The organism is Bacteroides luhongzhouii (assembly GCF_009193295.2).
GTDB lineage: Bacteria > Bacteroidota > Bacteroidia > Bacteroidales > Bacteroidaceae > Bacteroides > Bacteroides luhongzhouii.
This window is the reverse complement of the sequence record NZ_CP059973.1, coordinates 1417037-1443452: the sequence shown is the minus strand read 5'-3', so window position 1 is coordinate 1443452 and position 26416 is coordinate 1417037. Positions and strand designations below refer to the sequence as shown.

Below are 26416 nucleotides of genomic sequence, written 5' to 3'. Positions count from 1 at the left end.
AAAGCTACTTATAAATCAGCGTTGATAAATACTCTTCCGCAAACATTTCATTGGCAACCTCCAGTAGTTGCTCTGCTGTCAACTCCTCAATACGCTTAAAAACAAGCTCGGATGATTCATATTTATGATAATGAAGGTATGTTTTCGCCATTCCCAGTGCATTATTCTCAAAGTTATCAGATGCCACTCCGATTTGTCCGATCAACTGCTTTTTCGCTGCTGCCAATTGGGAGGAAGTCATTTTCACATCACGCATTCGCTTCAGTTCCTTATAGGTCAGTTTCAAACAGGTATCCATATCTTCTACATCCGTCCCGAAATAAATACAGAAAGCCCCTGTATCCGTGTAGGAGGTCAGATTGGATTCGACATTATAAACCAGTCCTCTGCGCTCACGAAGGGCCACATTGAGTTTGCTATTCATTCCGGGACCTCCGAGGACATTGTTCAATAAATAGAGAGCCGTGCGTTTGTCGTCATACGCATTATAGCCACGGCTACCAATCATAACATGTGCCTGGTGTGTGTCTCTGGGAACCGTCAAATGTTCCGGCACATAAAGAGGCGGAGGTGTACGACGATTCTCTACTCTTACATCAGGAATATCCGAAAGGTATTTTTCTACCAAACGGACGATTCTTTTGAAATCATATTGTCCCTGAACAAAAAACACCATATTCCCCGGTTGGTAAAACCGGCGGGTAAACGATAGAACATCTTCCGTGCGAAAACTTCGCAGAAGTTCCGGTTTACCAAGAATGTTTCTTCCCAATGGATGATTGCGGAAGATCATATCTTCAAAATCATCGAAGATCAGTTCCGACGGAGTATCCTCATACGACTGGATTTCATCAATAATGACCTCCGTTTCTTTTTCTATCTCATGCTGCGGAAAAGTTGAATGAAATACAATATCCCCCAACAGTTCAAGTGCCCGTTCCAAATGTTCTTTCAGGAAAGCGGCATAGACCACCGTTTCTTCCTTATTAGTGTAAGCATTCAGGTCACCCCCCACATTCTCCATCCGGTTGAGGATATGCCAGGCTTTCCGCTTCTCCGTTCCCTTAAAAATCAGATGTTCTACAAAATGGGCCATTCCCTGCTCATTCTCTGCCTCATCGCGTGTTCCGGCATCGATCGCAAAACCACAATAAGCTACTTTTGAGAGGGTCGGTTCATGGATAATACGTAAGCCATTTGGCAATGTATATTCGTTACCTTGCATTGTTTTATACTTCCTTATTGAATTAATGCCACAAAAATACAATAAAACTTATTGCTGTTTATAGAAAATTGCAGATATTTGTGGACTATAACAGCAACAACGTATATGGAAAAGATAGGAATATTCTGTTCCGCCTCCGAGAACATTGACAAAATGTACTTCGAAAGTGCCCGCCAAATAGGAGAATGGATGGGGCAGAAAGGCAAAACCTTGATATATGGAGGGGCCAGCCTCGGACTGATGGAATGTGTAGCCCGTGCCGTGAAAGAAAACGGAGGCAAGGTCATCGGAGTTGTTCCCACCAAACTGGAGGAGAACGGCAAAGTAAGCACTCTGTTAGACGAAGAAATTCACACCCGCAACTTGAGTGACCGCAAAGATATCATAACAGAGAAGTCGGAAGTGTTAGTCGCACTACCCGGAGGCGTTGGTACACTCGATGAGATTTTCCATGTAATAGCCGCTGCTTCTATCGGTTATCACCGGAAAAAGGTCATCTTCTACAATGAATATGGTTTCTATGACGAACTATTGAAAGCACTCCACACCCTGGAGGATAAAGGTTTTGCACGGCAACCATTCTCAACTTATTACGAAGTGGCAAACACATTGAACGAATTAAAAGAAAAAATAAACTGATTATATGATAGACTCCATCAAACAACTTTTGCAACAGGAAGCACAAGCTGTGCTCAATATCCCTGTAACAGACGCTTATGAAAAAGCAGTGAAACTGATTGTAGAACAAATACATCAGAAAAAGGGAAAACTGGTAACTTCCGGTATGGGAAAAGCCGGACAGATTGCCATGAACATTGCTACAACTTTCTGTTCCACCGGTATTCCATCCGTCTTTCTGCATCCCAGCGAGGCGCAACACGGGGACTTGGGTATTTTACAAGAAAATGATTTACTCCTGTTGATCTCCAACTCGGGCAAGACACGGGAAATTGTGGAATTAACCCGTCTGGCTCATAATCTGAATCCGGATTTGAAGTTTATTGTTATTACTGGTAATCCGGACAGTCCGTTAGCAAAAGAGTCGGATGTTTGTCTTAGTACCGGTAAGCCGGCTGAAGTCTGTGTGTTAGGTATGACTCCTACTACCTCTACCACTGCCATGACAGTGATCGGAGATATATTGGTGGTACAAACCATGAAAGAAACAGGATTTACGATCGCCGAATACTCAAAACGCCATCATGGTGGTTATCTGGGAGAAAAATCAAGATCACTATGCGAAAAGTAATCGGTATTGGAGAAACAATCCTCGATATCATCTTTCGAGGTGACCAGCCTTCCGCAGCCGTACCGGGAGGCTCTGTATTCAACGGCATCGTCTCATTGGGACGAATGGGAATAAACGTCGGCTTCATCAGTGAAACCGGAAATGACCGTGTAGGCAATATTATCCTGCAGTTTATGCGTGAGAATAATATCCCCACGGATCACGTCAACGTATTCCCGGACGGAAAATCACCGGTATCTCTGGCTTTCCTGAATGCACAAAGCGATGCAGAGTATATCTTTTACAAAGATTACCCAAAACAGCGCTTGGACGTCCTATTCCCTAAATTAGAGGAGGATGACATTGTGATGGTGGGTTCGTATTATGCACTGAATCCGGTATTACGGGAAAAGGTTCTCGAATTACTCGATCAGGCACGAGAAAAGAAAGCCATCATCTATTATGACCCGAATTTCCGCTCTTCTCATAAGAACGAAGCCATGAAACTGGCTCCAACCATTATTGAAAATCTTGAATATGCAGACATTGTACGCGGTTCATTGGAGGATTTCCTCTATATGTATAATATGCAGGATATAGACAAGATATACAAGGATAAAATCAAGTTCTATTGCCCACGCTTCATCTGTACTGCAGGCGGGGAAAAGGTAACGTTGCGCACCAATCTGGTCAACAAAGATTATCCGGTAGAACCGTTACAGGCAGTCAGCACCATTGGAGCCGGCGACAATTTTAACGCAGGACTCATTTATGGATTACTCAAATATGATGTTCGATACCGCGATCTAAATAACTTGAATGAAGAAATCTGGGATAAAATAATCCAATGCGGAAAAGACTTCGCAGCGGAGGTTTGCGGAAGTTTCAGCAATTCTGTTTCGGTGGAGTTTGCTAAGAAATACAAATAACAATTATTCCCTAATTTTATATAGACATTTCTGAAAAAGATTCCATATCATACATTCCATATCAAACCGGTATTCACTTTTACGGTTCGGTATGGAATTATAAATCTTAGACATGAGAATTAAATCACAAGCTAGCATTTATCAAATATTATATTTACCTTTATCCCAAATTCAGCTTTAGCGATAAAATCTAATATAATCATGAGAAAGTTTATTTTACCTGTGTTACTCTGCTTTATTTTTATCAATCCGGCTACAGCTAACGATGAAATCAAGTCATTACTAAAAACATTAGATAAAGCCCTAAAGTATAAATTAGATTATGCAGAACAAAAGCAAGAGCAAATAGATAGTCTCAAAATAGAACTGAAGTTACACCATAAAATACACAAAAAAGTACAAATAGCCGAATTATTATGTTTCGCCTATTCTTCCTTTCAAAAAGATTCCGCTTTAACCTATGCTATTCATATGAATGAGTTGGCTCAAGAAAGTGGAGATGGAGAGCTTATCATTGAAGCCAAGTTAGATTATGCGCGTATTTTATCTTCCATGGGATTTTTCAAAGAAGCATTGTCCATTGTCAATCCCATACAACATGAATTATTGTCTCCCAAACTTAGAGTGGAATACTTCCTCGGACAAGCCACTATCTACAATCACCAGAAGAATTTTGCTTCCAGTGAAATAGAATCACGCAAGAATGATTTGATAGAACAAACTTATCGTGACTCCTTACTTCAATGCGCAGAAGTCCCTTCCAATATACGGGCTTTCACAATTGCTCCTATCCTGCTACACAAAAAGAAATATAATGATGCCATCCATATGCTGGATAGCGCTTATTTAAGCTATCCCCAATATTCACGGAATGCCGGCATATTAGCTTATTCATTAGCCTCCGCCTATCAAGGCAAAGGCGACTCCAGGAATGCGATCAAATACTTTGCCATATCCGCCATATCCGATGTAATAAGCGGAACAAGAGAGAACCGCTCTTTGCGAATATTGGCAAAACTTATTTTTGAAAGTGGAGACATAGATCGGGCATACGCATACATGAAAAATGCAATGGAAGATGCGATTTTATGTAATGCAAGAATTAATACTATCGAAGCCTCGGATATGTATCTCTTCATCGACAAGGCCTTTCAAGAGAAAGAGAAACGCAAATTTGTTATTATCAATAGCCTACTCAGTTCGCTGTGCCTTGTCTGTATCCTATTAATTATACTTTTCACCCAACTAAAGAAGCAAAAGAAAAAAGTGGAACAAGCCAATAAAAGCCTGTCATACCATTTGGATGAAATACAAAACATAAATTCTGCACTGGCTGATAGCAGTAAAATTAAGGAAGAATATGTGGGATTATATATGGAACAATATACCAACTATATCACTCAGATAGACAGTTTCAAGAAAAGAGCCCTTAAAATAGCAAAGAGTGAAGATATCAATAAAGTGGTTTCTTTCCTCAAGTCTTCGCTAAATACAGAAGGAGATCTGGCAGAGTTTTATAATAATTTCGACAAAGCAATCCTCAACTTATTCCCAAACTTCGTAGCGGACTTTAACGCACTCTTATCACCCGAAAATGCTATAATACCTGGTACTGGTAAACTACTGACTCCCGAACTGAGAATCTTTGCACTGATTCGGTTAGGAATTACAGATAGTGTGAAAATAGCCCATTTCCTGCAATACTCATTATCAACTATCTACAACTACCGCTCGAAAATGAGAAGCAAAGCCATTGGTGATCGTAACTCTTTCGAAGAAAGAGTAGGACGCATCGGACAATAAAAATTCCCACTGCAATAAGCTGTTTTTTCTTATTGCAGTGGGAATGATATTTTTTTCACATTGAGCTATATAAGCCCCGAACACACATTTTTCTACATCAAGGATTGACTTTGACAACTTGTTCCCATTTCAGTTTCGTCGGATAGCCCCAATCCGGTTTAGTAGGATCACAGAAATCGCCAACAGACGCCATTCGAGCATAAAGTAATTTAGTAAGCTCTTTACGTTTTTTACTATACTTCGGATTGTCATAAAGATTATTCATTTCCATTGGATCCGCCTTAAGGTCAAAAAGCTGCGGATGACGCTGACCGTCTACATTGTAAAGTATAAGTTTGAAACCATCCTTCTTGATAGCTCGTTGAAGGTTAATATATGTCAGCAATATGTCCTTACGCTTTTTCACTTTCGGGTTCTGTATGGTTTGCGCTAATGAAATACCCTTAACAGTAGTCGGTGCCTTTATATTCGAAAGATCACAGAGAGTGGGGTAAAGGTCATAAAGATAACAGTAGGCATCGCTCATAACATTTTGCGGGATATTAGGTCCGCATATCACCAAAGGCACTCTTACCGCCGCTTCATATAAGTTCTGTTTCCCCAACAGTCCGTGTTCTCCGACACAAAGGCCGTTGTCCGCAGCAAATACGATGATGGTGTTATCGGCTTTGCCGCTTTTTTCAAGCATATCAAGGATACGTCCTATCTGAACATCTACCTCGTTCACCATACTATAATAGTTGGCCCTTTCAGCAAGCACCTGTTCCGGTACACGCGGAGTAGGCAACAATTTTTCATCACGTTCATTAAGGTCTCCATTATCAAACGGATGCTGTGTGACAAAATTCTTTGGCATCGTAATTTCCTTGCTGCCGTATTTGCGTCCGTAATCGGGTAACACGTTACGCGGATCATGCGGCGAAGTAAATGCGACATACATCAGAAACGGATCATCGTTCGACGCATTTGTTTCAATGAACTTGATGGCGGCATCGGCATACAACTCAGACGAGAAAGTATTGAGTGATGCGTTTACCCATTGGCCATTTTTGTATTTCCCTGTCGGGTCGTACTCATGCAGATAAGGGCATCGGTGTCCCTTTTCTTCCTTTTCATTTCCATAGGGATGCATTCCCCCGAAAAAAATGTTTGCACCCGTAGAGAACGAACGGTTGAATGCAGCTTTGTCACTGTGCCATTTGCCGGTTCCGAAGGTTGTATAGCCGTTCTCGCGGAACAGTTCGGGAAATGTTTTCTCATTCTTGGGGATGACTTGTCCGTTGCGGTGTACATCCATCAGACCGCGTCCGGTAAGGAGCATCGCACGACTGGGCTGCGAGATGGCACCATTGAGCCCGCCCATTACGTGAGTTTGGGTGAATGATATACCCTGGTTGACAAGCCTATCCATATTCGGAGTCTGAATTTCGTTATTACCCCAGGCATGGATAGTGCTGAATGTCTGGTCATCCGTTAGCAATACAAGTACATTGGGGCGTTTCGGGCTATTTTCTTTATTGTCTTTTTCTGGATTTGCTCCGAATGCGGAAGAGCCTCCAAAAGGTATGTTCAACATTGCCGGAAGGCATAAGAACAGAGTCTTGTTTTTCATTTTGAAATTCATCATACTAGTTTTATTTTATGATTTAAGTTTCTACTTAGACGGTGCCTGGCAAGGGACTGCCCCCCAAGCACGATAATGCCTAGTCATTGCATTGTTCAATTTCCGAAACATATCCCCTTGCAAAGGTAACGGAGTAGTTTCTAAAGAGTCCTCTTCCAAATTGAACATCTGCGCCTTTTCAAAGGGAAGATTCTGTAATAGTTTGTACTCATTATACCTCACAGCACTCTGTGACTTGCCACCAAACTGCGCACCACCTTCATTTCGGAGCCAGAAGACAAAGCGGTCTTCTGTGTTCTGGGGCTTTCCCTTAATGGCATCCAACACGGAAATACCATCTATCTCATGCTTGACCGGTACATTTACAAAGTCACATATAGTAGGCATAAGGTCCATCATCACCACGAAGTGTTTGTCACGTCGGCCGCCTTCGAAAACTCCCGGCATATTCAATGCGCAAGCGACATGAATACCACCCTCAAACATATCGCCTTTGGCACCCCGGGTAGAACCATTGTTCGCCATACTTCCCCGGTCTCCTCCATTATCAGAAGCAAATATCACCAACGTATTATTCAATTGACCACTTTCCTCAAGAGATTGTATCACCTTACCTATATTATAATCCAAATGTTCAATCAGGGCTATCAGCCTTGCACGCTTAACCGGCAGAGACTTGTCTCTCTCTTGCACCTTGTTCACCCATTCTACCGGAGGTTGCAAAGGAGAATGGGGAGCATTGTAGGCAAGATAAAGAAAAAAGGGATTCTTCTCTTTTGCTTCTTTCTTGATATAATCCACACTCCATGAAGTAAACAATTCGGTAGCATGGCCTTTAGGATCGATTTCCTTGTCATTGAGGTACATATAATTCCCTCCCTGTCGCCGATGCGTGTAATAGTCATCCATCATATCCGCAAGAAAGCCATGAAAATGATCAAATCCTCTTTCATTAGGAAGATTCGGACTTTCCCAACCCAAATGCCACTTACCAATCAGCGCAGTTCTATAACCACCACTCTTGAGCACCTCGGGCATAGTGACGGCAGACGGATCGAAATAACCCCAATTTTGGTCAATGGAGGGACGTATGACTCCGGGCACTCCTACCATAGCCGGGAAACGCCCGGTCAACAGTGCGGCACGCGAAGGAGAAGATACCGATGAATTGGCATAAAAATTATCCAAACGTACTCCCGTTTCAAAGATGCGATCAATATTGGGAGTACTCAAATCTTTGGCATATTGGCAGGACAAATCGCCCAATCCAAGATCATCTACAAGAATCAGCAAGACATTAGGAGTCGCTTTATCAACCGTATTCGAGGCCAAAGCCGCACCGGAAGTCATAGCAGCTCCCAATGCCAACAAGGCTGTTTTTTCTATCTTCATAGTTACTATGTATGTTAACGTGTTATTTTTTATTCGTGCGCTGTACTTTTCGAGCAAACTGATCAGGAACTTCCGAATAGACGGACTCAGCCCAGCGGGTAATCTCCTTGTCCAGTCTTTCAACCAATTCAGGTTCCTGCTTGCTCAAATTATTTTTCTCGTATGGGTCATTGTTCAAATCAAACAAATGCAGCGTAATGTCCCCCTTTTGATTGTAACGAACCAGTTTCCATTTACCGTCTCTCACTGATATAGTCTTATTACCATTACCCCAAAATAAAAGTCTTGGAGCAAGATTTTCTCCTTTGAACAAAGGGACCAGAGAGGTTCCGTCCAGTTTCTTCTTTGAATCGTTATAATGAATGCCAGCCATATCCAGCATAGTTGGAAAAAGGTCGAAACTCATCACTGTTTGTTCGCATGTTGTACCCTCTTTAATAGTACCGGGCATATAACAAATGCCAGGAACACGATGACCACCTTCCCATGGACTTCCTTTAGCACCTTTATATCCTCCGGCAGAACCTCCATTATTTATCACCGGACCATTGTCGGAGAAAAAGACAACGAAAGTATTCTCATCCAGTTTATATTTCTTCAGTGTCTCCAGAATACGCCCTACACTCCAGTCTAGTTCCTCTACCATATCTTTATAGATTTCTTTATTCGATCTATCAGAGTTTTTATCCCCTTCCGGAGTGGCCTCTGTACGAATCGCTTTCTCATGAGGGCCCTGCATGGGAGAATGAGGAGCCGCATGTGCTATATACAGACAAAACGGCTTATCTTTATTTTCCTTTATATAATCTTCGGAGAGCGTTGTTAACAGGGTCGTTGTGTATCCCGGCATATCTTTCACTTCCAGTCCATCCCACCAATCCATATCACCATAACGGTTGCGGTGGCTCTGATAGTCGACATTTCCGGACTTAAAGCCTACAAACTTCTGAAAGCCGAAATTCATCGGATGATGTTTCTGCAAATATCCTAAATGCCATTTGCCAATCAAAGCTGTCCGGTATCCGTTGTCTCCCAAGACTTTTGCAAAGGTTATTTCTTCCGATGGAAGTCCCACCTCCTTATCTTTATCATTCCGGGGCACCAAAAGAACTCTCTCCAAACCAGCTCTCTGTTGATAACGTCCGGTTAATAGCCCGCAACGCGTCGGACTACTAACTGAACCGTTCGAGTGGAAGTCTGTGAACATCATCCCCTTCCGGGCCATTTGATCAATATTCGGGGTTCTTATATACTCATTACCATATATGCCCACATCACCATATCCCATATCATCTGCAACGATAATAACAAAGTTAGGTTGTTTCTGAGCCATCATTTCAACAGGAGAAAATGCTGCTAAAGCACAAGTAGCGGCTACAAAATGTCTTGAGTGATTCTTCATATTTTATGCGATTTTAGTTGTTGAAAGGGAAAACAAATACTTTTATATTTATGCAAATATACGAAATGCTAATACCATTGAGCCACATCTGGTTCCATTTTAAGATAAAAGTAAGTCTACCAACAGACAAAGTTCTATATATCAAATGAATACATTGCAAATAAAGACAATTTATGTAGTTATGGTAAAAATGAATATAAAATCCGATATCTCCATATTCAACACCTTCCTCAACTATAAACAGTTCACAGACCTATTACATTTTCCCCATCGCCCACTACACATAAACAACTACTATTCAACATATTACATATTATACTATTTTACAAATTCTCTTTGGCGGCTTTACATCCTATAAAAAATTAGTATATTGATTGTATTTTTGTGGCATAACTAAATTTATTACTATATGAGAAATATTATTTCTATCCGCATTCTTTTCCTAATTATTGTATTTTCCATATTTGCAGTTTCTTCATATACAGATGGAAATACATACGCCCAGAATGCCCGAACATTTGCAACAGGAACTGTTGTTGACGAGCAAGGACAGCCTATACCCGGCGTGAATGTCCTTTGCCAAAATTCCAATTATGGGACCACCACTACTATTGATGGCACTTTCAAAATTCAAACGAAAGGTAAAAATCCAATTCTTGAATTTTCGTTTATCGGATTTCAAAAACAAGAGATCACAATCAAAGATCCAAAGAAACTTATTAAGGTAGTCATGATTGAAGACGGCTATATGTTGGATGAAACTGTAGTCATTGGCTATGGAACGCAGACCAAAAGAACAATAACGTCTGCCATGACCTCCATCAAATCCGAAGAATTATCTGGATATGTAGGTTCTTCCATCGAACAGACCATCTCGGGTTTAGTGCCCGGAGTTCGTATACAGACTTCCGATGCAACTCCCGGTGGTGATATTAATGTAGAAGTTCGTGGTATCGGTACCGTTACTGCTGGCTCGGAACCTTTATACATTGTCGACGGAATACCGATGGAAGGCGGCCTGTCAGCAGTCAATCCTGATGATGTATCCAACATTCAGATTCTGAAAGATGCCGCCTCAACCGCTGTATATGGCTCGCGTGGTGCCAATGGTGTAATACTTATCACGACCAAACGCGGTGAAAGTGCCAAACCGACAGTAACTATCAATGCCGCAACCACCATAGCACAAATACAACATAAGTTTGAATTGATGAACACAGCCCAATTGCTGGAATATTATAAAGATAAGAATCTGAATGAAAGATTCCGTTACACAACAAACCAGAGCCAGGATTATTTTCCTTTCGACGAAAACCTCAACACAGACTGGCAAGATGCCATCTTCCAAAATGCCATTCAGCAGAAATACAATCTGTCTATCGCAGGAGGAAGTAAAAATATGCGCTATCGAATCTCCGGAGAATACTTCGACCAGGAAGGTATTCTGATATGTACCGGAATGAAAAGATTTGCTTTCCGTTCCAACTTCGACATCGAATTAAATAAATGGGCCAAAGTAACTGTCAACTTTGCTCCTACGTTTATTAACCAGAAAAAGACCAGAGAAGGTGGAGAAGGCTCGAACAGCGTAATCCGAACCGCAATTTCCATGTATCCCTTTTTCCCGGTCAAACTCCCGAATGGAGAATATTTCTCCACATTAGAGTACAACCTGGCACCGACTAAGGCAACCGATTCAAGAGATCCCGAAACCGGCGCATTCCCCACTCTTACCGATTCGCCATTGGCTGACAATCAAGACAACCCAGTCAGAATCGCTCACGAATACAAAAACGAAACGAGTCAAAATCGCATTGTTGGCGGTCTTAACTTCGAATTAAAGTTGGCCAAGGGATTAACGTTCAAACCATCATTGGCTATCGATATCATGTCATCCGAAAACTCAATATGGTATCCGGCTTCCATTGGCAAAAACCGTACTGACTCTGAAGCTTCCACCACAATGACCCGCAAGCTCATGTGGATTAACGAAAACATACTGACCTATCAGAAAGAGTTCGGAGACCATAATATCAGTGCCGTAGGAGGTATGACTATACAAAGCAACCAGCTCAACAAGCTCTACACATCCGCCTATCATTTTGCAACAGAGTCTCTCCCTTCCATCAACGGAGGTGTAGTCAACGGAGGATCTTATAATAAGACTGAAGACCGTATGCTATCCTACATAGCCCGACTGACCTACGACTACAAAAGAAAATATATGGTTCAAGGAGTATTCCGTGCAGATGGTTCAAGCCGCTTCGGAAAGAACAACAAATATGGTTATTTCCCCTCCATTTCTGCAGGATGGGCCATGACGGAAGAAAAGTTCATGAAACCACTCAGGAAAGTACTTAGTGAACTCAAATTGCGAGGTAGCTTCGGGTTATCCGGCAACAATGCTATCGGAGACTACAACTATGAGACCAAAATGTCACAGCAATCGTATATAGTAGACGGTTCTGTTGTAAGTGGCTGGGCTCCATCGAACATCGCTAATCCAGATTTGAAATGGGAAGTGTCCAAACAGACAAACTTAGGTATAGATATAGGGCTTTTCCACAACCGAATATTCATGCAACTTGATTTATACAAATCTATCACCTCCGATATGCTTCTCAATACAATCGTTCCAAGCACTTTAGGAGTTTCACGTATGCTACAAAACGTCGGTTCCGTTGAGAATAAGGGTATCGAGTTCAATATCGTATCACGCAACCTGACCGGCAAATTCAAATGGACAACTACGTTCAACATCTCTGCCAACCGAAACAAGGTATTGGCACTAGGACTCGATTCTGAAGCCATCACTGATGGAGTAGCAGAATCAAACATCACGAAAGTAGGCTATCCGATAGGTATGTTCTACGGAAATGTATTCGGCGGTATCTATCAGTCAATGGAGGAGATTCAAGCACTGCGGAACGACCCCTATTCGGGACTGGCTTTCGACCCGAACGTTCGTCCGGGAGACTGTAAATGGTATGATCTCAACGGTGACGGACTTTATGATGACAATGACCGTACTATTATAGGAAATCCTTATCCGCGTTTCAATGCCGGTATGGTCAACACATTCTCATACAAAAACTTTTCATTTAGTTTTCAGTTGAACGGACAATACGGAAATCAGATTTACAACTATACATTACGTGAAACACTCCGCGGAAACAACAATAGCAACCTTTCCATCAAAGTAGTAGACAGATGGCGTTCGCCCGAATCACCGGGTAATGGTTTAGCAGACCGTACTTACACCTCCAATGATGTACGTCCAACCACGGAAATGAGCAAATTTACCAACCGATATCTCGAAGATGGTTCTTATCTGTCCATCCGTAATATCCAGCTTTCGTACACATTCGACAAAAAAATGCTTCGAAAAACCTTTTTAAACGGATTAGTACTAAGTTTCAATATCGACAACTTGCATACTTTCACCCAATATACCGGTATGAACCCCGAAGCCAACACATTCCGTTCGGCTACCGCACCGGGCATCGACCGTACCGGATATCCTTTATCCAGAAATTTCACCATGGGACTGAAAGTTACATTATAAATCAAAAGCATGAAAAAGAATATGAAAAATTTGAAGAATATATTTACAATGGCATTGGTTACTACCTGTATGTCCGCTTGTACCGGTTTTCTAGACATTGAGCCGGAAACCACTTTAACGGGTAAGAATTTCTACAAGTCACCCGATGATATACGTTCGGCATTGTATTCAACTTACTCTTCTTTGAGAGACAACGGACTGTATTCGGCCAGCATCTATCTCTTCGGTGATGTGCGTTCGGATGTCGCATTCCCAAATCAGACCAATTATTATGCCAATACTTTCCGACATGAAATTGAAAAATTTACCATATCTGCCAACAACAGCGGAAACCAAAACTATTGGGCTCATCACTACAAAGGAATCATAAGAGCCAACACGGTCATCGAAAAAGGAAAAGAACTTTTCGGGAATGATGAAGCTGTTCAGAAGTACATTGCAGAGGCCGAAGTACTACGTGCCCTTTTCTATTTCAACTTAGTTCGCGCTTACGGCGGAGTACCCATCATTATGGATATCCCGCAAGAATACACCGATTCCAGAGGTCATCTGCGTGCATCAACAGAAGAGGTGTATATACGGATTCTCACCGATTTGACCACCGCCATCGAATCTAACAATCTTTATCGCTCAACAAATAACGGAGAGAAAACTCCAACAGGAAGAGTTAACAAATATGCGGCAGAAGCTTTACTGGGAAAAGTACTTCTATCCATGCCGAACGACATCACAGAAGCTGCTTACCCCAACGTAGAAGCATGGAAAGATATATCTGCCAATCCAAACATTACCGTATTTTATCCGGAAACGACCACTACGCAATACGAAGCCGCCAAGTATTATCTAGAAGATGTGATAAACAATGGAGGATACGAATTGTACCCGAATTTCAGTGAATTATTCAAGCCCACAAACAAACATTCAAGCGAATCTATATGGGAAGTGGAATACAAAACAGGTCAGGCAGAAGGATTGGGCAGCCCGTTCTACACTCTTTTCTCACCCGCATCTTATGCACCCCGCAATAAAGCCAACTCAAACGGATATATCCCATCTCCCATTTCAAATCAAGGAAATGGCGCATGCGCACCGACCGGATATTTTATGGACATGGCAAAGAAATGGGATTCCATGTATCCCGATTATCAATACGAAGTACGCAAATTCGATGATGTTATCTACACCGATACACGCATCAGCAATGGTAATATCAAATTAGACACAGACGGTGTTTCTTATCTTCCGGTTAATGAGAACAAAGATTATACACAAAACGTCGCATATCCTTACGACCCTTATACTGGTACCTCTTTCCGGACTTCTGTCAAAGGCTTTAGCGCAGACGACCAGTGGATGTGCGGCAAATACATGGGTTCATCAGAATATAAAGTAAATGATTCTGATGACAATTGGTATATTCTCCGTTTTGCGGACGTACTGCTGTTATTGGCAGAAGCGGAAGCACATATAAGTGACGGAGTTCTGTCACAAAGCGTTTTGAATAATACAATCAACCTTGTACGGGAAAGGGCTGGTATTGTTCCGTACCTTGCGTCTGGAGACTCTAATAAAGAATGGGTTCTAGATACTCCGGAAAAGGTTTACCAAGCAATCTATGACGAACGAACATTGGAATTGGCGTTCGAAGGACACCGCTGGTTCGATCTCGTACGCTCAGGGAAAGCAGTAGAAGTAATGAACCAACACTTCACCAATTTCTATAATGCTTATACTTCCAACAGCTCTCCTAATGTGAACAACTACTATATGAAGAGCGAAAAATTTGAGATTGACCAATACTGTACCTTATTTCCTATTCCGTCACAAGAGATACGTTCCAATCCTAAGCTGACACAGAATTATGGTGCAAGATAACAAATGTTATATAAACGAAAGGAAACATGATTATGAATAAGATTACCGCATTACTATCCATATTGTTTATTTCAGGTCTGTTCTGCTCTTGCGAACACCCCGGAATGGAATATATTGTACAAGAAAAGGGGTTGAACGTACAAGAATCAACCATTTATGTAGACGGATTCCTGGCTAAAGGTACCCCTGCTTTTGCTGGTGATGAAAACGAACCGGGTGACCGCTTGGGTATCCCGTTCGTCAACGGGTTTGGTCGGAAACTACTCGTCAAGTTTGTTGATCGGTCATCCGAAACCGGATTGAAAATAGAAGACGGAGAGGTACAACTCTCCTTTCAGGGAGATAAACAATATGCTTATTTCCCAATAAGCGGAACCCCAACGCAAGACGGGTCGGTACCCATCTCATTTGATATTTTTGAAGATGGAGAAAAAATTGGCACTACTGTCACTAAAACAATTCCAATTTGGGCTGAGGGCACTCAACGTCCTGCACGTGAACTCATTCCTACCAGTGAGAAACCTTTTGTTCTTCTCGGTGGAGAAATTAACTGGGTAAATCAATCTGCTCCAGTGCCCGGAGCACAAAACGAACAAATATTTTGGTATGCGCGAATGTCCAGTCCCTCCACAGAAATCAAAACTGCAGGACTTACATACAACTGTGTTGCTAACCTACGTTACAATTCCATTATGATTGCCAATAATGCCATTCGCCCCAGTTTTACCGAAGAAAATGGCGTAAAAGCACTTACCTTATTTACTCCCACCCAAGAAAACATCGAACAATACCCCGAAGCTTTTACATTAAAAGACGGCACTCTAAGCCACGTTTGGGGAGAAAATGACATATTCTTTCATGGGACAAACTCAAAACCAATTTCTGTAGGCATGTGGGACGAAAACACATCTGATATACTCTATGGCGGAAACCGCACACGTCCCATGTCATCCGCATCTTGGACTATCAGTGCTTCAACGCCCAAGTCTTATATCGAAAAGCCTGGTAACTATAAGATATACATCAAGTATGCAAATACAGATGCCGGTAATGACATCGTGCAGTATTTTCCCAAACATCCTGTCACAGGAGAAACAGGATGGGTGCCTTTTGAATTTACAATTACTGAAAATCCGGTGTCCGGATTTGTTGTCAATCCAAACCTTACTACTGATACTGACATACCGACCTTCAATGAAGATTGGGAACCTACAGAAAGTAATCCCGTAAAAGCAGTACGAGGAGAATTGGTATACAAAAGTAACCAGCAAACGAAAATTCTAACCAAAGGAGAGGCACTTGGAGGTAATATTGCTTTGCGCATTTGGTTTGCAACATACAAGTCAGAAGGGGCTACAGCACCAACAGGCTATAACTTCAAAGCGCATGATGACAGTAAGAACAACTGGTTTAGAGGATTCTACACACCAGATGTTGTAAAAGTAGCCGGTAACAAATCCAAAATTGGAGCTGGAACAGCCAACAAGAAAAGTAATGAGACCGTTCATTTCTTTGAAGATCCAAAATTAAATGAAAAGTACTTCATATCGTATGTCGATTTCAATGCGGATGCAAGTACCTTATTAAATAAAGCGGGAACATTCACTTTCATATTCGATTCACTGCCTAACTCAGGCACGGCAACCCCCAAATTTGAGAATGGATTCACCTGTCCTATAAATGTTATAGTACAAGAATAAACCACAAATGTGAGTTCAATGATTTTTCACGTTATATTACTCTGAAAATTCATTGGACTCACATAGACTAATTGATAAAGATATAGAATTCACAAAAAGATCTAATCAAAAGTGATGAACAAACTAATAACAATCTCATCCGCACTCCTTGCGGCAACTGCCATAAAGGCGCAATCGCCCAATGTGATATTTATATTAGCAGATGATTTAGGCTATGGGGACATTTCGGCATTCAATCCGGAATCCAAAATCCATACTCCGAACATCGATAACTTGACACACTCCGGAATTTCCTTTACGGATGCCCATTCATCTTCCGCACTCTCCACTCCCTCGCGCTACTCCATTATCACCGGAAGGTATCCTTGGCGGACAACCATGAAAAGTGGAGTGCTGAATGGGTTCTCTCCAGCCATGATTACTCCCGACCGCCGGACAATTGCCCAAATGTTTTCTGAAAACGGCTACAACACTGCCTGCATCGGGAAATGGCATCTTGGCTGGGACTGGGCATACATACAAAATAGTCAGAGAAAGCAAAAAGATGTAGACTTCTCACAACCCATCAAAAACGGACCTACAGAGAGAGGATTTGGCTATTTCTACGGCATACCAGCATCGCTGGGCACAGCTCCACACGTTTATATAGAAAACAACAAAGTGACCGCTCTTCCCAACCGTACCATCGGTCCACAGAAAGGAATCAAACTGATACGCAACGGAGCAGCAGGCGCCGATTTTGAGCCGCAAGACTGCCTGCCTAATATCATACGCCACAGCGTGGATTATATCGACAAACAACGCAACAGTCAGAAACCGTTCTTCCTCTATCTCCCCATCACCGCACCACATACGCCCGTATTACCGGCAGAGAAATATAAAGGTCAAACAATTATAGGAGATTATGGCGATTTCGTAGTCATGATAGATGACATGGTGCAACAAATTGTGGAAACATTAAAGAAAAATAACCAACTGGAAAATACCATCATCATCTTTACATCGGATAACGGATGCGCTCCTTATATAGGTGTTAAAGAAATGGAAGAGAAAGGACATCACCCAAGTTACATCTACAGAGGTTATAAAAATGATATTTACGAAGGTGGACACCGTATACCGCTCATCGTATCCTGGAAGGGAAAATACGCAAACGAAATCAATGGATCACTGGTCTCACTTGCCGACTTTTACGCTACCTTTGCCCAAATGATGAACTATCGGCTAAAGGATAAAGAAGCAGAGGATAGTTATAGCATATGGCCAATACTAAACAAAAAAGGGACGTCTGCGCGTAAGAACCTTATTTATGCATCGGGCAAAGGATATCTTTCTCTGCGCACTCCCAAATTGAAGCTAGTATTCCACGGTGGTTCAGGCGGATGGGGTTATCCGAACAAGCCTGCCGAACTTGCCCAGTTGCCTAGTATGCAACTTTTCGATCTGAAGAAAGATCCGTCGGAAACAAAGAATCTCATCGGTGACAAACGTTATAAGAAAAATGTAGAAGAAATGACACAACTAATCAGGAAGTATGTAGAAGAAGGACGTTCCACACCCGGAAAGAAGAGCGCGAATGATACAGGCAATAGCTGGGAGCAAATCGAAATTTTCATGCAATAGGTAGAATTAAAATTTAAATATTAATGTCTCAAAATATTAACGAATGAAAGCGATTAATTGTCTCCTATGGGAATGTCTCACAATGTTTCCTTCTGCTCTGATGTCCCAAACGGGCAACAGTCAACCTAATATCGTATTAATCTTAGCTGATGATATGGGGCGCGAATGTTTAGGATGCTACGGTAGTACCTATCAACTCCCAAACCTTGACAGACTTTCGGAAACAGGAGTAAGATTCGGTACTTCCGGAAGTAAAAATGCAAAATATTTTTTTAGGGATATACAATATAAACTCTATTCTGATGGCAATTTTTACGACACGATAAACGATTCTAAGGAAACAAATCCTATCAAAAAGGATATGGGAGATCCTGCAGTGCCTATGCGCATATTACCGGAATTTCCTTTATTAGAAACCCCTAAGGACATGGGGTTAGACCAGATATTACACTCATACTAAATAAAATTATATGAATAAATTAATAACACTCTCATCGGCATTATTTACAACAACTGCCATCAACGCCCAATCTCCCAATATAATATTTATATTAGCAGATGATTTAGGTTATGGAGATATCTCAGCATTCAACCCAGAATCTAAGATTTCCACTCCCAACATTGATAATCTGACTCAAGATGGGATTACTTTTACGGATGCACATTCCTCCTCCGCTTTGTCAACACCTTCACGATATTCCATTCTCACCGGAAGATATCCATGGCGTACTAAATTAAAAGAAGGAGTGCTTGACGGATACTCTCCTGCCATGATTACCCCTGATCGTCGAACAATAGCCCAAATGTTATCTGAAAATGGTTATAACACTGCTTGTATTGGTAAATGGCATCTGGGCTGGGACTGGGGATATCCTCAAAATGCCCAAAATAAAAAAGATGTAGATTTTTCACTCCCTATCAAAAATGGTCCTACAGACAGGGGATTCGACTATTTTTACGGCATACCTTCTTCTCTTGACATAGCACCTTATGTCTATGTAGAAAATAACAAAGTGACTGCTCTTCCTAATCATATAATCGAACCTCAAAAAGGACTTAAACTGATGCATGGGGGAGTGGCAGGAGCTGACTTTGATCCACAAGATTGCCTGCCCAATATCATCCGTCACAGCATAAACTATATCAGCAAACAAAAAAACAGCAAGAAACCCTTTTTCTTGTATTTGCCCATCACAGCTCCTCATACACCGGTATTACCTGCAAATGAATATAAAGGTAAAACAACGATAGGAGCTTACGGAGATTTTGTAGTCATGATAGATGATATGGTACAACAGATCGTGGAAACATTAAAGAAAAACAACCAACTAGATAATACTATCATTATCTTCACTTCAGATAATGGTTGTGCTCCGTATATCGGTGTTAAAGAAATGGAGAAGCAAGGACATTTTCCTAGTTATATTTACAGAGGATATAAAACAGATATATATGAAGGAGGACACAGAATTCCCCTAATTATATCTTGGAAAGGAAAATTTTCCAACAAAAAAAACAATTCCCTTGTTTCTCTTACCGATTTATATGCTACCTTTGCACAAATGATCAATCATAAACTAACAACCGAGGAAGCTGTAGACAGCTACAGTATATGGCCTATATTAAGTAAAGAAGGGACTTCTACCCGAAAGGATCTTATTTATGAATCAGGGAAAGGATATCTGTCTCTACGCACACCACAGCTTAAGCTAGTATTCTATGGAGGATCAGGCGGATGGGGATATCCCAATAAGCCTGCTGATTTAGCAAAGTTACCTCCAATGCAGTTATTCGATCTTGAAAGAGATCCTTCGGAGAAAGAAAATATTATCCATGATAAACGTTACGAGAAGGAAGTAAAAAAGATGACACGACTCATTAGGAAATATGTGAAGGAAGGACGTTCTACACCAGGAGCAGCAGTAACAAACGACACTGAGAACGCTTGGGAACAGGTAAATATTTTTATGCAATAATCATTTATAAAACAACAAAACCATGCATTACTTACTAGTGAACATTTTCTGTGCATTGACTCTATCAACCACCAGTCCTAACGCAGAAAGAGCCCAACAAACTTTGGATGCCCTCTACAAATATTATGCAGCACCCAATACTTGTTTGCTGCGCGAAAATTATCCTTCTGACCAGAACACCAAAGCAACTTATCTGGCGTCAGAAGAACAAGCAAAAAGGCATAATGAATATTCTTATCTTTGGCCATATTCGGGTACATTCTCTGCAGTAAACGCATTACTGGAAAGCACCGGAAACAAAAAATACAAGAAACTTCTGGAAAATAAAGTACTCCCCGGATTGGAAGAGTATTTCGACACACGAAGAGAACCATTCGCTTACTCATCCTATATCAGTAATCAACCTCTCTCCGATCGTTTTTATGATGACAACGTTTGGCTAGGCATTGATTTTACCGATTCTTATCGTATGACTAAAAAACAAGCCTATCTGGAAAAAGCCGAACTGATATGGGAGTTTATTCTTAGCGGTAAAGACGAAGTGCTTGGAGGAGGAATCTACTGGTGTGAACAAAAAAAAGAGTCCAAAAACACTTGCTCAAATGCACCTGGAGCCGTTTTTGCTCTCAAGCTATTTCAGGCAACTCAAGACAGCATCTATCTGAAACAAGGGAAAGAGTTATACGAATGGACTAAAAAGAATTTAGAAGATCCAAAAGATCATTTATACTTTGACAACATTGCACTCAATAAGAAAATCGGGCGTGCCAAATTCGCCTATAATAGTGGTCAAATGATGCAAGCTGCCGCCCTACTCTACCAAATAACAAAACAGAAAAACTATTTGGAAGATGCTCAAAATATAGCCGAAGCATGTCACAAGCACTTTTTCACTCATTTCACCTCTCCAAACGGACAAACATTTCAATTACTGAAAAAAGGAAATATCTGGTTCACAGCAGTCATGCTAAGAGGATTTATAGAGCTTTATCAAACTGATCATAATAAGACCTATCTAGCCGACTTCCAAAAAAGCCTTGATTATGCATGGCAATATGCCAGGGATGAACGGGGACTCTTCCAAACAGATTGGAGCGGAGCAGATAAAAATGAGAAAAAATGGCTTTTGACACAAGCTGCTTTTGTAGAAATGTATGGCAGATTAGCCGGAATCAATTTATAATAACCACTTTTAATAACCCTCTCAAAAACACTGTAAAGATGAAGAAAAGAAACATCGGAATATGTATTATTACAACCACCCTATTAATGGGAAGTCATGCGAACGCTACAGAGCTTATTCTTGCTAAAGATCATACCAATGTAGTCAATCAGGCAGCTGAAATTGCCGCTTATAAAAGTAACCGTCCACCTGTAAGCAAACGTCTTTTTACATCAAAAGCCGTGGAAGCAGAAATTATCAGGGTAAAAAAGTTACTTACTAATCAAAAATTGGCATGGATGTTCGAAAATTGTTTTCCCAATACCCTTGAAACAACGGTCCATTATCGTACAACAGACGGTAAGCCTGATACTTTTGTTTATACAGGCGATATTCATGCCATGTGGCTACGCGACTCGGGAGCACAGGTTTGGCCTTATGTACAACTGGCCAATAGAGATCCGGAGTTAAAGAAAATGCTTGAAGGAGTAATCCGCAGACAATTTAAATGTATCAATATTGATCCATACGCTAATGCTTTTAATGACGGAGCTGTCGGAGGGGAATGGATGTCCGACCTGACCGACATGAAACCTGAATTACATGAAAGAAAATGGGAAATAGATTCTCTATGTTATCCACTACGTCTGGCCTACCAATATTGGAAAGAAACCGGTGACGCAAGTATTTTCGACAGTGAATGGATACAAGCCATCACCAACATCCTGACTACTTTTAAGGAACAGCAACGCAAAGAAGGAGTGGGGCCTTATAAATTTCAACGCAAAACAGAACGTGCACTCGATACATTGAACAATAATGGCCTAGGTGCTCCGGTAAATCCTGTCGGACTTATTGTTTCAGCTTTCCGCCCATCTGACGATGCTACAACCTTGCAATTTCTTATCCCTTCCAATTTCTTCGCTGTTTCTTCGCTAAAGAAAGCTGCTGAAATTCTAAATGCTGTAAATCAAAATGCAGAACTGGCAAAAGAATGCACAGATCTGGCAAAAGAAGTAGAAGCTGCACTAAAAAAATACGCGACTTATAATCACCCTAAATATGGTACAATTTACGCCTTTGAAGTAGATGGCTTCGGAAATCATTTCTTAATGGATGACGCTAATGTACCAAGCTTGCTGGCAATGCCTTATCTTGGTGATGTAGAAATCAACGATCCTATCTATCAAAATACACGCCGTTTTGTATGGAGCAAAGATAACCCTTATTTCTTCAAGGGAAAAGCAGGAGAAGGTATTGGCGGGCCTCACATCGGTTATGATATGGTATGGCCGATGAGCATCATGATGAAAGCATTTACCAGCCAGGACGATCAGGAGATCAAGGATTGTGTAAAAATGCTGATCAATACGGATGCAGGGACAGGCTTTATGCATGAATCTTTTCACAAAGATGACCCTAATAATTTCACCCGCGCTTGGTTCGCATGGCAAAATACCTTATTTGGCGAACTTATTCTAAAGTTAATCAATGAAGGAAAAACGGATTTATTAAACAGTATTCAATAAAGCTGATTCAAGCAACTTCTCATTCAGGGCGCTCTTCCACCGGAAGATGCGCCCTTTTTTAACGCGTAAATTACTATTAACTTTGGCTAATTATCGCAAAGGAATTATCACATCTTCGGGTAATTCTTATCTTTGCAGTATACGATTCAAGACAAAGAAACTATGTATAAAAACCTGTTAAGCTGGCTTACTGTTTTATTAGTGCTCCCGTCGTGCTCCGGCACATCACCTGCTATATCTGTGGTATGTGAGGAAAATAATATAGGGAACTGTATTATCAAATGGGAAACGGCACCGATATTAAAAGGACAGGTAAAAGTATACACCTCTACTTCTCCGGAAATTATTCCGGAAGATTCTCCCATTGCAATGGCTAACATCTCCAGTGGTAAAATGACAATCGTAACCAACGATCCATCCCAACGTTATTACTACTTGATGGTGTTTAACAACAAATACCGGATCAAAGTAGCTACCCGCAACATCAATATCCCTGGTGTACAGAACTTCCGCGACTTAGGAGGATACGAATCTGCTGACACCGGAAAATCTCTTCGTTGGGGAATGATATACCGTTCCGCACAAATAGACAGTATTCCTCCCTGTTCCCGTCAAGAGCTTAAAAATATGGGAATACGAACAATTATAGACTTACGTTCTGAAAATGAACGCCACCACTATCCACAACTACATGATGACAAGTTTAAAATCGTACATATCCCCATCCTCACAGGGAACATGGAGAAAATTCTGCAAGGTATTCGGGAAGAAAAAATAAAAACTGATACCATCTACCGTCTGGTAGAACGAATGAACCGGGAATTAGTTATAAACTACCAAAAGGAATTCAAAGAGTTGTTCACCGTTCTTCTCGACCGTAGCAATTATCCGGTTGTCATTCATTGTACATCCGGGAAAGGACGTACAGGAGTTGTTTCCGCACTCCTACTCGCCGCTCTCGGCGTCAATGAAGATGTGATAATGGAAGATTATCGTTTGAGTAACGATTATTTCAATATTCCCAAAGCCTCTAAATACGCATATAAATTACCTGTCAACTCTCAAGAGGCAATCACTACCATTTACTCGGCTAAAGAAGATTTCCTGAATGCCGCAAAGGAACAGATTGAATCTGAATATGGGAGTATACAAACTTATCTGAAAAAAGGAATCGGACTTTCTACAGAAGATATAAAACGGTTACACAGCATTCTATTAACTGATAATTGATTGTTGATAAATGATAAATACGATGACGTCTACAATAATTATCCGTTATCAACCATTCATTATCAACTAAATTAACTATCTTTGCAGACGAAATAAAAGATATACAGAGATTTAATGAAGACATTTGAAGAGCTTGGCGTTTCTCCGGAGATACGTAGAGCAATTGAAGAAATGGGATACGAGAATCCCATGCCGGTACAAGAAGAAGTGATTCCGTACCTTTTAGGAGAAAATAATGATGTAGTAGCTCTTGCACAGACAGGAACAGGTAAAACAGCCGCATTCGGTTTGCCCTTGCTCCAACAGATTGACGTAAAAAACAGAATTCCACAATCGCTTATCCTCTGCCCTACCCGTGAGCTTTGTCTCCAGATAGCAGGAGATCTGAACGACTATTCCAAATATATTGATGGATTAAAAGTGTTGCCTGTATATGGTGGTTCTTCCATTGATAGCCAGATACGCAGCCTGAAACGAGGTGTACATATCATCGTTGCCACACCGGGACGTTTGCTCGACCTGATGGAGCGCAAAACCGTATCTTTATCTACCATTCACAACGTTGTAATGGATGAAGCGGACGAAATGCTTAATATGGGATTCACAGAGAGTATCAATGCCATCCTGGCTGATGTGCCGCAGGAACGTAACACACTACTGTTTTCTGCAACAATGAGCCCGGAAATCGCACGTATCTCCAAGAACTACTTACGTAACGCGAAAGAAATCACTATTGGCCGTAAGAACGAGAGTACCAATAACGTTAAACACGTTGTTTATACTGTACAGGCTAAAGATAAATATGAAGCTTTAAAACGTATCGTCGATTACTACCCACAAATATACGGTATCATTTTCTGCCGTACCCGTAAAGAGACTCAAGAAATTGCAGATAAATTGATGCAGGAAGGTTACAATGCCGATTCTTTGCATGGTGAACTTTCCCAAGCACAACGGGATACCGTTATGCAGAAATTCCGCATCCGTAATCTACAACTGCTCGTTGCAACTGACGTAGCTGCCCGTGGACTTGACGTAGACGATCTGACACATGTCATCAATTACGGATTGCCCGATGATACAGAAAGTTATACGCATCGTAGCGGACGTACAGGACGTGCCGGAAAAACCGGAACTTCCATTGCCATCATCAACCTCCGCGAAAAGGGAAAGATGAGAGAAATCGAACGGATTATCAGTAAGAAATTCATTGTCGGAGAAATGCCGACAGCAGCAGGTATCTGTCAGAAACAGCTGATTAAGGTAATTGATGATCTCGAAAAAGTGAAAGTAAACGAAGAAGAGATTGCCGACTTTATGCCGGAAATCTATCGTAAACTGGAATGGTTAAACAAAGAGGACTTGATTAAACGAATGGTTTCTCACGAATTCAACCGTTTTGCAGAATATTACCGCAACCGTCCTGAAATAGAACAGCCAACCGATATCCGTGCAGAACGTGCCGGACGAGGTGATCGTAAAGAGGCTGGTTTCGAAAAAAGAAGCCGAAAAGCTGCTCCAGGCTTCAACCGCTTATTTATCAATCTAGGTAAAACGGACAGCTTCTTTCCAAGTGACCTTATCGGACTGTTGAACAGCAATACAAGAGGACGCATCGAATTAGGACGCATTGACCTGATGCAGAACTATTCTTTCTTTGAAGTACCTGAAAAGGAAGCGACCAATGTAATTAAAGCGCTGAACAAAGCTAAATGGAACGGACGTAAGGTCGTTATTGAAATAGCCGGTGAAGAAAGCGGAAAAGGACGCGAAAGCAGTTCTAATGAGCGCAAGGGAGGTAAACGATTCGGCGGCAAAAGTGACGAACGTGCACCACGCTATGAGAATAAGGATAGAAAATCGAAAGATGCTTCTGCAAAAGGTGCTAAATCGGCTAAAAAAGATAAACCCAGTCGTGCAGAACGAGGATATTCTGATGCCCGTGGTCCGAAAAGAAAAGATGACTGGCAAGAATTTTTCAAAGACAAAGAGCCTGATTTCAGCGAGGAAGGATGGGCACGTAGAAAGCCGAAAAAGTAAAAAGAAATTCATTTAAATAAAAAACAAAGGCAACTAATTTTCACAGATTAGTTGCCTTTCTATTTAGTAAATATTACATAAATGTAAATCTCTTATTTTCGATAATATTCCAC

Annotated in this window: 18 protein-coding genes; 14 read left to right on the top strand and 4 right to left on the bottom strand. The window is 41.3% G+C overall.

The window, feature by feature from the left end; genetic code table 11:
* Positions 1-4: 4 nt before the first annotated feature.
* The gene (locus GD631_RS05285) at positions 5-1225 is read right to left on the bottom strand and encodes a M16 family metallopeptidase (RefSeq protein WP_143256678.1); all 1221 of its coding nucleotides are present in this window, start codon (positions 1223-1225) and stop codon (positions 5-7) included.
* A 105-nt stretch (positions 1226-1330) separates the two neighbouring features.
* Here GD631_RS05285 and GD631_RS05280 point away from each other — a divergent pair, with 105 nt between their 5' ends.
* The 4 genes from GD631_RS05280 (at position 1331) to GD631_RS05265 (ending at position 5185) form a co-directional block, all read left to right on the top strand.
* Positions 1331-1864 carry an LOG family protein gene (locus tag GD631_RS05280; protein ID WP_143256677.1) on the top strand — a complete coding sequence of 178 codons (534 nt, stop codon included), beginning with the start codon at positions 1331-1333 and terminating at the stop codon, positions 1862-1864.
* 4 nt (positions 1865-1868) lie between these two features.
* Positions 1869-2474, top strand: coding sequence for an SIS domain-containing protein (locus GD631_RS05275; RefSeq protein WP_143256676.1), 606 nt, complete (start codon positions 1869-1871; stop codon positions 2472-2474).
* Positions 2462-3382: a carbohydrate kinase family protein gene (locus GD631_RS05270; RefSeq protein WP_143256675.1), complete on the top strand. Its 921-nt coding sequence runs from the start codon at positions 2462-2464 to the stop codon at positions 3380-3382. Before GD631_RS05275 ends, GD631_RS05270 begins: the two co-directional genes overlap by 13 nt.
* A gap of 201 nt (positions 3383-3583) precedes the next feature.
* On the top strand, positions 3584-5185 hold the full coding sequence (locus tag GD631_RS05265) for a SusR-related protein (RefSeq protein ID WP_143256674.1): 1602 nt from the start codon (positions 3584-3586) through the stop codon (positions 5183-5185).
* A gap of 97 nt (positions 5186-5282) precedes the next feature.
* Here the strand turns inward: GD631_RS05265 and GD631_RS05260 are convergent, their stop codons facing one another.
* The 3 genes from GD631_RS05260 to GD631_RS05250 are packed head-to-tail and all read right to left on the bottom strand — an operon-like array spanning position 5283 to position 9603.
* Complete coding sequence (locus GD631_RS05260; protein WP_143256673.1) at positions 5283-6812, bottom strand: sulfatase family protein; 1530 nt, start codon at positions 6810-6812, stop codon at positions 5283-5285.
* 27 nt (positions 6813-6839) lie between these two features.
* Entirely contained in the window at positions 6840-8201 is a 1362-nt protein-coding gene (locus GD631_RS05255; RefSeq protein WP_143256672.1) for a sulfatase family protein, read from the bottom strand.
* Positions 8202-8223: 22 nt separating this feature from the next.
* Entirely contained in the window at positions 8224-9603 is a 1380-nt protein-coding gene (locus GD631_RS05250; RefSeq protein ID WP_143256671.1) for a sulfatase-like hydrolase/transferase, read from the bottom strand.
* 409 nt (positions 9604-10012) lie between these two features.
* On the opposite strand from GD631_RS05250, the gene GD631_RS05245 reads away from it, so the two are divergent.
* The 10 genes from GD631_RS05245 to GD631_RS05200 all read left to right on the top strand — a co-directional run bounded on the left by GD631_RS05245 (position 10013) and on the right by GD631_RS05200 (position 26303).
* Positions 10013-13168 carry a SusC/RagA family TonB-linked outer membrane protein gene (locus tag GD631_RS05245; RefSeq protein WP_143256670.1) on the top strand — a complete coding sequence of 1052 codons (3156 nt, stop codon included), beginning with the start codon at positions 10013-10015 and terminating at the stop codon, positions 13166-13168.
* A 21-nt stretch (positions 13169-13189) separates the two neighbouring features.
* Positions 13190-15043 (top strand): RagB/SusD family nutrient uptake outer membrane protein, encoded by a 1854-nt coding sequence (locus GD631_RS05240; protein ID WP_143257071.1) that lies wholly within the window; start codon positions 13190-13192, stop codon positions 15041-15043.
* A gap of 32 nt (positions 15044-15075) precedes the next feature.
* Positions 15076-16743 (top strand): hypothetical protein, encoded by a 1668-nt coding sequence (locus tag GD631_RS05235; protein WP_223225805.1) that lies wholly within the window; start codon positions 15076-15078, stop codon positions 16741-16743.
* A 114-nt stretch (positions 16744-16857) separates the two neighbouring features.
* Entirely contained in the window at positions 16858-18366 is a 1509-nt protein-coding gene (locus GD631_RS05230; protein ID WP_143256668.1) for a sulfatase family protein, read from the top strand.
* A 43-nt stretch (positions 18367-18409) separates the two neighbouring features.
* The gene (locus GD631_RS22410) at positions 18410-18826 is read left to right on the top strand and encodes a sulfatase-like hydrolase/transferase (protein WP_143256667.1); all 417 of its coding nucleotides are present in this window, start codon (positions 18410-18412) and stop codon (positions 18824-18826) included.
* A 10-nt stretch (positions 18827-18836) separates the two neighbouring features.
* Entirely contained in the window at positions 18837-20342 is a 1506-nt protein-coding gene (locus GD631_RS05220) for a sulfatase family protein (RefSeq protein ID WP_143256666.1), read from the top strand.
* Between the two features lie 22 nt (positions 20343-20364).
* Positions 20365-21525: a glycoside hydrolase family 76 protein gene (locus tag GD631_RS05215; protein ID WP_143256665.1), complete on the top strand. Its 1161-nt coding sequence runs from the start codon at positions 20365-20367 to the stop codon at positions 21523-21525.
* Positions 21526-21563: 38 nt separating this feature from the next.
* On the top strand, positions 21564-23033 hold the full coding sequence (locus tag GD631_RS05210; RefSeq protein WP_143256664.1) for a glycoside hydrolase family 125 protein: 1470 nt from the start codon (positions 21564-21566) through the stop codon (positions 23031-23033).
* A gap of 162 nt (positions 23034-23195) precedes the next feature.
* Positions 23196-24263 (top strand): tyrosine-protein phosphatase, encoded by a 1068-nt coding sequence (locus tag GD631_RS05205; protein WP_143256663.1) that lies wholly within the window; start codon positions 23196-23198, stop codon positions 24261-24263.
* A gap of 114 nt (positions 24264-24377) precedes the next feature.
* Positions 24378-26303, top strand: a complete 1926-nt coding sequence (locus tag GD631_RS05200; RefSeq protein ID WP_143256662.1) for a DEAD/DEAH box helicase — start codon at positions 24378-24380, stop codon at positions 26301-26303.
* Positions 26304-26416 lie beyond the last annotated feature (113 nt).